This is a genomic window from Xenorhabdus sp. NBAII XenSa04, assembly GCF_963866145.1.
In the GTDB taxonomy this organism is placed as follows: Bacteria; Pseudomonadota; Gammaproteobacteria; order Enterobacterales; family Enterobacteriaceae; genus Xenorhabdus; species Xenorhabdus indica.
The window spans coordinates 1-6,763 of record NZ_CAWMEB010000026.1 but is presented as its reverse complement, the minus strand read 5'-3'; the positions used below and the strand labels follow the sequence as shown (position 1 = coordinate 6,763).

Sequence of the window (6,763 nt, the reverse complement as noted above, 5' to 3'; positions counted from 1 at the left end):
CTTAAGATCCTGTATATGATCGAGACCTAATAAAGTAGAGCCCACAAAATAAGCTTGCTAACATATTACCAAGCATCATACATTTAATAATATTTGCAACTGGATCATTATCAATTGATAAAATAAATGATAATGGGATTCCGATTAATATGAGTGATAATCTGAATAGTGGCGGAAGTTGTGACATACCATATACCCGAAGAGTTGCGATGAAGGTTTGAGCTATACCATCAAATGCAATTACACCAACTGATAAAGCAAAATATCTAGCTAATACTTGATCAGTATGGCCTAAATAAATATAAGGTAGTAGAGGTGTGATAAGATAAAATAAAAATGAAAATGATGCAATATATAACATTCCTTTTTTAAGATAATTTACAGTAATAGTTTTATTTTTTTCATTATTTTGTGTTAGTGATATGGTTAATGATATTGTCATTCCAATAAAAATAACAGAAATTGTATTCATGAAATTCAAAGTCAAACCAAAAAATGCAGAATTTTTTGTTATCATATTGTTTGCAATATACATAACCAGAAAAGATAAACCACCGGTAAAGCAGAGGCTGGTTATGGCTCCACTTCGTCCTAATATAAAAATATTATAATTTAAACCGTTAAATTTTCTTGGCTTTAATTTTATTTTTTGCTTTAAAAATAAAAAACAAAGAGGTAGTAATATCAATAGTCTAACAAAACAAGTTGACGCTGAAACGGCCATTGAACTATCATTAACACACTTAATAAATATGTAATTTAAGATAAAGTTTGCAATTGCACTATATAGAGTAATTAGGAAGACTTTTTTTTCTAATTTAATAGTTTCTAATATATTGGAAAATCCAATTGAAATGCACAATGGTAATATGCTAACATTTAGAATTAAATATGTTTTAAGGGCTTGGCTATTATCATGAAGAATGAAAGATGTGATTAAGCCAATAATAAATAGGTAGATGGATAGATAAATAGAATATCTTATTACTCCTTGAATATACCTTTGTCTTTTTTTATGGTTTGCCTTGCCAATTACAATATTAATTCCAATGCTAAGCATTATTGATAGAATAACGAAAATCTGATTCAATTGTGCAGCAACAGAAAAATTTTTTACGTATTCATTTCCTTGATGACCTAACATAATCATATCACAAAGGGGTAATGATAATGCAATGAAACGGGTAAATGAGATGATAAATGCTCTTGAAATGAAATCATCTTTCATTTTTACTCTCCATTAATTTAGGAACGTCATCATCTTCATTTAATTCCCAAAAAAAGAACTCACCATTGTCAATTAAATAATCACTTTTATCTACATTAATATAAAAAACCTCACGAAACTGATCTGCCTTAGTTGACTTTTGTGAGCCGAATAGTTTATCTCTTATTTCACCATATAAAATTAAAATTATTATTTTTTCTGACTTGTTCATGTATGACCACTGTGAACAAGAAAGGAGCGCTAGCTCTTCTTTGATTTTTATTTCTACGGGAACCTTTATTTCATTAAGATATTTTATTAGAGAAATACCTAACCGCCAATCTGTATATTCATTATTCTCATAACACCAAGAAATAAATCTATGATAAACTTTGTTTTCATTAATATTAAAGTAATAAATAATATCAGGACAAGCATTTTCTATTAGATATCTTGAGGCATCAATTATTAAATCTCTAAATTGTATTTCCAATAAATTCATCGAATGGTTATTGATATTAATAGGATTAATAACAGAGTTATAAAATATTTTACGCATGAGAACACCTATTAACTAATTGTATGTCTTTAGACCAATCTAATATATTGAAGTTATCATCACGCTCTACAGAAATCGTTTCAATATTATTAGATTGTATTATGTTCTCTAGAAATTTTTTTGTTTCCAAATCAATACAGCTAGCGTGTGTATCCCTGAAAAAATCACCTATGGAGCAAGGTTCAAAACCTGCAATATGGTAATGTCGTGTATTAGACAGTAGAGGAAGCCAACTTTCTTTTAACTCACATTTATTTTTTTCAGCAACTACAGCATTAGAAATATCAAAGAGCAATTGGCAGTTGGTTTCTTTTACTAAACGATGATAAAAAGATGATTGGGCGTGTTCTTGGGGGATTACAGATGGATAATTTTCTAATAACAGTGAAGTTTCTAATAGAGACTGCCATAAATATACTTTACTCCTAATCCAATCGAAATGGTATTCATAATTAATTTCTAGCATTTGAGGTGTGGCTTGATTTTCTATAAAAAAAATCCCAATATGGTCAGAAATATACAGAGGGTGTAAATCTTTTTCTAGCTTTTTGATTAGCTTTGTTATCTCAAGCAGTTGTGTCTCTGGACGGTGTAAAAACTGTGAATTCATTATATGAAATGCACAATTCCTCCCATCTAGTATTTTTAATATTGAATTAGAATCTGTATTAAGGAAGTTATCAATAACTATCTCTACGAAATCTATGTGATTTTTTTTTAAAACCTCTATAAAAACAGGCAACTCTCTTTGTCCAGACCAGTTAATTCCTATCTTCATATTGTATATCCTCGATAAAATCAGTAAATGAATGAATAATATATTGTGATTTACTAGCAATCATTGAATCCATTTCATCTTCAGATAGTGAAATTCGATACCCTTTTTTTTCAATATAATGGAACCAAGTATCAAATAATTCAGACTCGGTGAAGTCCAGATGGTTTACTATTTCCTGAAAGTTTTCAATATCGTTCTTAATGATTTTTTTTAGGTAATTTTTAGCATATCTCAACGGACTAAGTGTTTTAGCCGATATACTCTTGAAATTGTTTATTCTTTCTTCTAAAAACAAAAAATCTCTATCATAGCTATCTTGATTGTATTTCCATTCTGTATTACTGTGCTCAATGTTAATATAAACATCATCATTAAGTAAGTTTAAGTGTAAAATTTTCTCTAATATCTCCCACGCCATTGGTGATACTGAACTATCATGCCCATCATGCAATATTCCATCTTTTCCAAGATGAATTCCTGAAAGATGTATTTCAATAACTTTTTCCCAATCAATGAGACCTATTAGTATAGTAGGATCTACTCCATTATTTTTACAATCAATAACTAAGTGAGATAAGTCAATGATGGATTTTGCTTTTGATGCAGTTAATATCCGATTAAAACTTTTCCAATTACTATAAATTTCCTCTGGTGAAGACGAGTAAAAATTTGCGTTTTCTATCCATACATCTTTTTCTGTATCTTCTTGTACTTTATATATGAATCTAACTGCATTTTCTTCTTTTTCTTCAGATGCATTATAGTGTGATGAAAACCCCAATTTACCTATATTTTCACATCGATCACCACAGAGGTGAAAACCTATGCTTTTTATCCTTACATCTTCTTTTATAGGAGCTAATTTTTCTTTAATGAAGATATTTTGGTGTAAAACATATTCTGTTATTGGTGATCTGGATATATGGAGGGAAAGTGATAGATTATCACAGAAATATATAGGCTTGGACCCTACTTGAAAAATTTTCTTATAGGCCAAGAATCCGAGTTCCATGAGCTGGATGTTTTTATACATTTTTAGCACACTGCTTTCAAATGCAGGATTAAAGCTACATGCTAACTTCATTATTTTTATCTCCTGAATAAATTCTCCCTGTGGATAATACAGGGAGAATTTATAATTAAATTTTATTTATTGTAATCAGCACAAGTCATTTCTTTATCTTTCACTTTGACTACAACTTTAATTATATTTTTCATGGTTTAATCCCCTATGTTAGTTTAATAAAACTTGAAAATGAGATAAGGAATTTATCAAATAAAAATTGCATTTCAAGTGATCAAAATCACATAAAATCCACATTTATTTAACCATCTGATGTTGTTAATTTTTTAAGTACTCAAAAGAAATTAATTAAAATTTTGTTACCACTATTTTTTTAAAAACTATTAATGAAATGTACACCTATATTGAAAATATCCGCATTATTATCCCGGATTACGGTGAAATGTACCGATATGGTGAACCTATTTACTCTGCATTTGTTGAATCAACTATCAACTATACCATTGCTAAACGAATGGTGAAAAAGCAGCAAATACAATGGAGCCAGCAAGGCGCGCATTACTTACTCCAGACACGCACGGCGGTACTGAATGATGATTGAAAATTCAATTTAAGCACTGGTATCCGGGCATAAAATTAGGCGACGAAACGGAGCATTGTTGGACAGAGGCAGTTGCTGCATATGAATGCCCCACAGTTTTATGGTCTCCATGTAGAGTGGATGTTTTGGTTGTCCTGATTTATTTATGTCTAAGACAAACAATTCATTATCTATCAAATCTAACACATTCTTATACCTACCAAAATGAACTCCCTTACTGCCCCATGCAACTATGACCATACCGGCTTCATCTGAATTTTTTTTAATATATAGATCGTTATCTATCCCTATTGGATTATCTTCGGCAAATAGATCGCTAGGTCGTGTCGCTCTGAAAGCAAACAGATTGCACATATACATTCCACCGAAACCTAGTTTTTTGGCGAAACTTATGCATCTCTTTATCGTCGGATCATCTGTTTCATGGTCTGCTGTTGATGGGTTTAGTCCGATAAACATGAGATAGGGCTTACTACTATCCCAAATTCTACATAGATCATACCTGTACTTACCACACTTAGAGATAGTCGCTGATGATTTCATTGGCGTCCTTATTTTTAAGATAAAGAAAGTATTATATTCCCGCACGCGATGGGCGAGGATTTACGACGTATCTTGTCGTTATATACCCTTCTCTTTCAAGTTGCCTCTTTGTTGGCTGCACTCACTCGCCCCAGTCACATAGTTATCTATGCTCCCGGGGATTAGCTCCCTTACCGCCGCGATGCAGCTTGAAATCCATTGGGTATAGAGAATTATTTTGTGACCATTGTGTCACATATGAAGATAAATCATAATGTTGTTAATACTGCCATATCCTGTGAAAATATCAGAAGATGCTAGTTTCAACGTTTGCGGCACGTTATGGAAAATTTTTTGACCGATGAAAGAATATATTTTTGAGGTAATAGGTGTTAAAAAGTCACAAAAGACATATTTTGGTTAAAAAAATAACAATACCGCATTGAACTGAACTGACTATGTATATCTCATTAATAATTGGAGTGATCTTTGAATAACAAATTAAAAACAATATTTATTTTTTCTCTAGGTTCATTAATCATCTGTATTGTCGTTTTATTCAATATAATAATAAATTTTTTTGTAACCGATGAGCTGACTATTAATCAAATGGTTATAAGCATCAACTGTATGATCGCCGGAATTATTTTCCATTATACCTGTCGCGTAATTAATCAGGCTAGATTACATGAAAAATATCTCGATGAGGTATTCAAATGGCCGGGAAATGACAAATTCACAGTAATAGTCAAGAACAACGGTGTCACTACTGAATTCAACGAATGGGTGGCCCAACAAACTAATCCCATCACGATCCGTCAAGCAAATTTCGGACTTGGACATGCTTTAGCCCAAGCCTACCAAATTGAAAATAAAAGAGAATCAGATTGGGACAAATTTATCTATTTTTTGTCTATGAAAGCTATAAAATTTAATCAAATTCATCAGTACGATTGCTTTTTTATTAGGTGGTGTATCTCTGGTGCTATTGATTACAGATAAGCAAACATTACTCGGAACGAAATTAGCTATCAGTATCTCTTTATTCGCATTCGGGGGTTTTATGACATTTATGGCACGTAATATGCGTAAAAAAAAGGTAAAAATTATCCTTTCTGAAACGATTAGTATCAAGAATATTGATGTCTTAATGGAGAAAGCCATCAATCATAATATGCACGAGGAATTTTGTGACATTATGCGCACCTCAGCTAGACCTAGAACGGTTCAAGATGCAATGAAAATTATTCACCAAAAAAGTCAAGTAACACAATCTTTTCCTGCCTAATCATATAAGGAAAAATTTGTAAAATGAACGCGATTTGTCACTCTTAGTATCACCGTAAGAGTGACAAAAAACCGCAAATAAATACTTGCAGTCCAGTCCAGTTAATAGGTAACCTACTAATTTGAGTGATAGTGGCTGGAATTAGGTATTTCTTTCTGCCTCCTGAATTTTCTTGATATCGTTTTCCAAGAACTGCAATTGTGTTTTTGTGCCTCGCAGGCGAACCTTTGTGTTTTTCTCTTCCCGTTGCAGGTTGTCACACGAAGCTCTCAGATCATCTCGTTGTTTGAATAATCTTTTAATTTCCCTCACTGTGTGTTCAGCTTCACGCGCACTTTCCAGCAGATAATCAAATGCATCGATATTACAGCCACACTGATTACATTTGACGATGCGATATTGTTCATTGATTGTTATCGCAGGATGTTTACAGCGGGATTGTTCGGGTGTTTTATGAGTGATTGTGGTGCTAGTGCTAATTTTATTATCGTTATTAAATTTGAGAGTAACGATTTTGTCTGTCATTTTTCCTCCAATCATGCGTCCCATTCAGCATAGGCACGGGTTCACAAGGTAAAATCACAATATGGCCCATGCGCCAACAACCATTACATATCACTTTATCCCCTTCATACAGCCAGTCTTCGTACCCTGTTTCTGTCTCAACTAATGCGCTTTCCATACCGCATTTTTCACAATCACCTAACCAAAGCTGGCCTTCCTTTGCCAACAGTAGATAATATCGTTATGAATGCGCTGAAATAGGGGTTTCGGGAGTAACGGA

The 6,763-nt window shown here is 32.4% G+C and carries 10 protein-coding genes and 1 pseudogene; 3 read left to right on the top strand and 8 right to left on the bottom strand.

Features of this window, described 5'->3' with window-relative positions; all coding sequences use genetic code 11:
- Window position 1: 1 nt before the first annotated feature.
- From AAC147_RS01620 to movA, 5 genes are all read right to left on the bottom strand, one after another.
- On the bottom strand, window positions 2–1,228 hold the full coding sequence (locus AAC147_RS01620; RefSeq protein WP_047685004.1) for an MATE family efflux transporter: 1,227 nt from the start codon (window positions 1,226–1,228) through the stop codon (window positions 2–4).
- Window positions 1,218–1,766, bottom strand: coding sequence for a hypothetical protein (locus AAC147_RS01615; RefSeq protein ID WP_047685001.1), 549 nt, complete (start codon window positions 1,764–1,766; stop codon window positions 1,218–1,220). The genes AAC147_RS01620 and AAC147_RS01615 overlap by 11 nt, the downstream gene beginning before the upstream one ends.
- Window positions 1,759–2,544 (bottom strand): multinuclear nonheme iron-dependent oxidase, encoded by a 786-nt coding sequence (locus AAC147_RS01610; protein WP_047684998.1) that lies wholly within the window; start codon window positions 2,542–2,544, stop codon window positions 1,759–1,761. The genes AAC147_RS01615 and AAC147_RS01610 overlap by 8 nt, the downstream gene beginning before the upstream one ends.
- The gene (locus AAC147_RS01605; protein WP_047684995.1) at window positions 2,528–3,628 is read right to left on the bottom strand and encodes a multinuclear nonheme iron-dependent oxidase; all 1,101 of its coding nucleotides are present in this window, start codon (window positions 3,626–3,628) and stop codon (window positions 2,528–2,530) included. The genes AAC147_RS01610 and AAC147_RS01605 overlap by 17 nt, the downstream gene beginning before the upstream one ends.
- A gap of 62 nt (window positions 3,629–3,690) precedes the next feature.
- Window positions 3,691–3,762, bottom strand: a complete 72-nt coding sequence (gene movA, locus AAC147_RS20000; RefSeq protein ID WP_445286324.1) for a methanobactin-like peptide MovA — start codon at window positions 3,760–3,762, stop codon at window positions 3,691–3,693.
- A gap of 182 nt (window positions 3,763–3,944) precedes the next feature.
- On the opposite strand from movA, the pseudogene AAC147_RS01600 reads away from it, so the two are divergent.
- Window positions 3,945–4,204: pseudogene (locus AAC147_RS01600) on the top strand (ISKra4 family transposase); the annotation flags it as partial.
- Here AAC147_RS01600 and AAC147_RS01595 read toward each other — a convergent pair.
- Window positions 4,179–4,712, bottom strand: coding sequence for a DUF1643 domain-containing protein (locus AAC147_RS01595; RefSeq protein ID WP_072032554.1), 534 nt, complete (start codon window positions 4,710–4,712; stop codon window positions 4,179–4,181). The pseudogene AAC147_RS01600 and the gene AAC147_RS01595 overlap by 26 nt on opposite strands.
- A 468-nt stretch (window positions 4,713–5,180) precedes the next feature.
- Here AAC147_RS01595 and AAC147_RS01590 point away from each other — a divergent pair, with 468 nt between their 5' ends.
- Both AAC147_RS01590 and AAC147_RS01585 read left to right on the top strand, forming a co-directional pair.
- Window positions 5,181–5,693, top strand: coding sequence for a hypothetical protein (locus tag AAC147_RS01590; protein WP_047684992.1), 513 nt, complete (start codon window positions 5,181–5,183; stop codon window positions 5,691–5,693).
- Window positions 5,674–5,979, top strand: a complete 306-nt coding sequence (locus AAC147_RS01585) for a hypothetical protein (RefSeq protein ID WP_047684988.1) — start codon at window positions 5,674–5,676, stop codon at window positions 5,977–5,979. The genes AAC147_RS01590 and AAC147_RS01585 overlap by 20 nt, the downstream gene beginning before the upstream one ends.
- 141 nt (window positions 5,980–6,120) lie before the next feature.
- On the opposite strand, the gene AAC147_RS01580 is transcribed toward AAC147_RS01585, so the two are convergent.
- Complete coding sequence (locus AAC147_RS01580; RefSeq protein WP_047684985.1) at window positions 6,121–6,504, bottom strand: hypothetical protein; 384 nt, start codon at window positions 6,502–6,504, stop codon at window positions 6,121–6,123.
- Window positions 6,473–6,661 (bottom strand): hypothetical protein, encoded by a 189-nt coding sequence (locus tag AAC147_RS01575; protein ID WP_156115416.1) that lies wholly within the window; start codon window positions 6,659–6,661, stop codon window positions 6,473–6,475. The genes AAC147_RS01580 and AAC147_RS01575 overlap by 32 nt, the downstream gene beginning before the upstream one ends.
- Window positions 6,662–6,763: the final 102 nt, after the last annotated feature.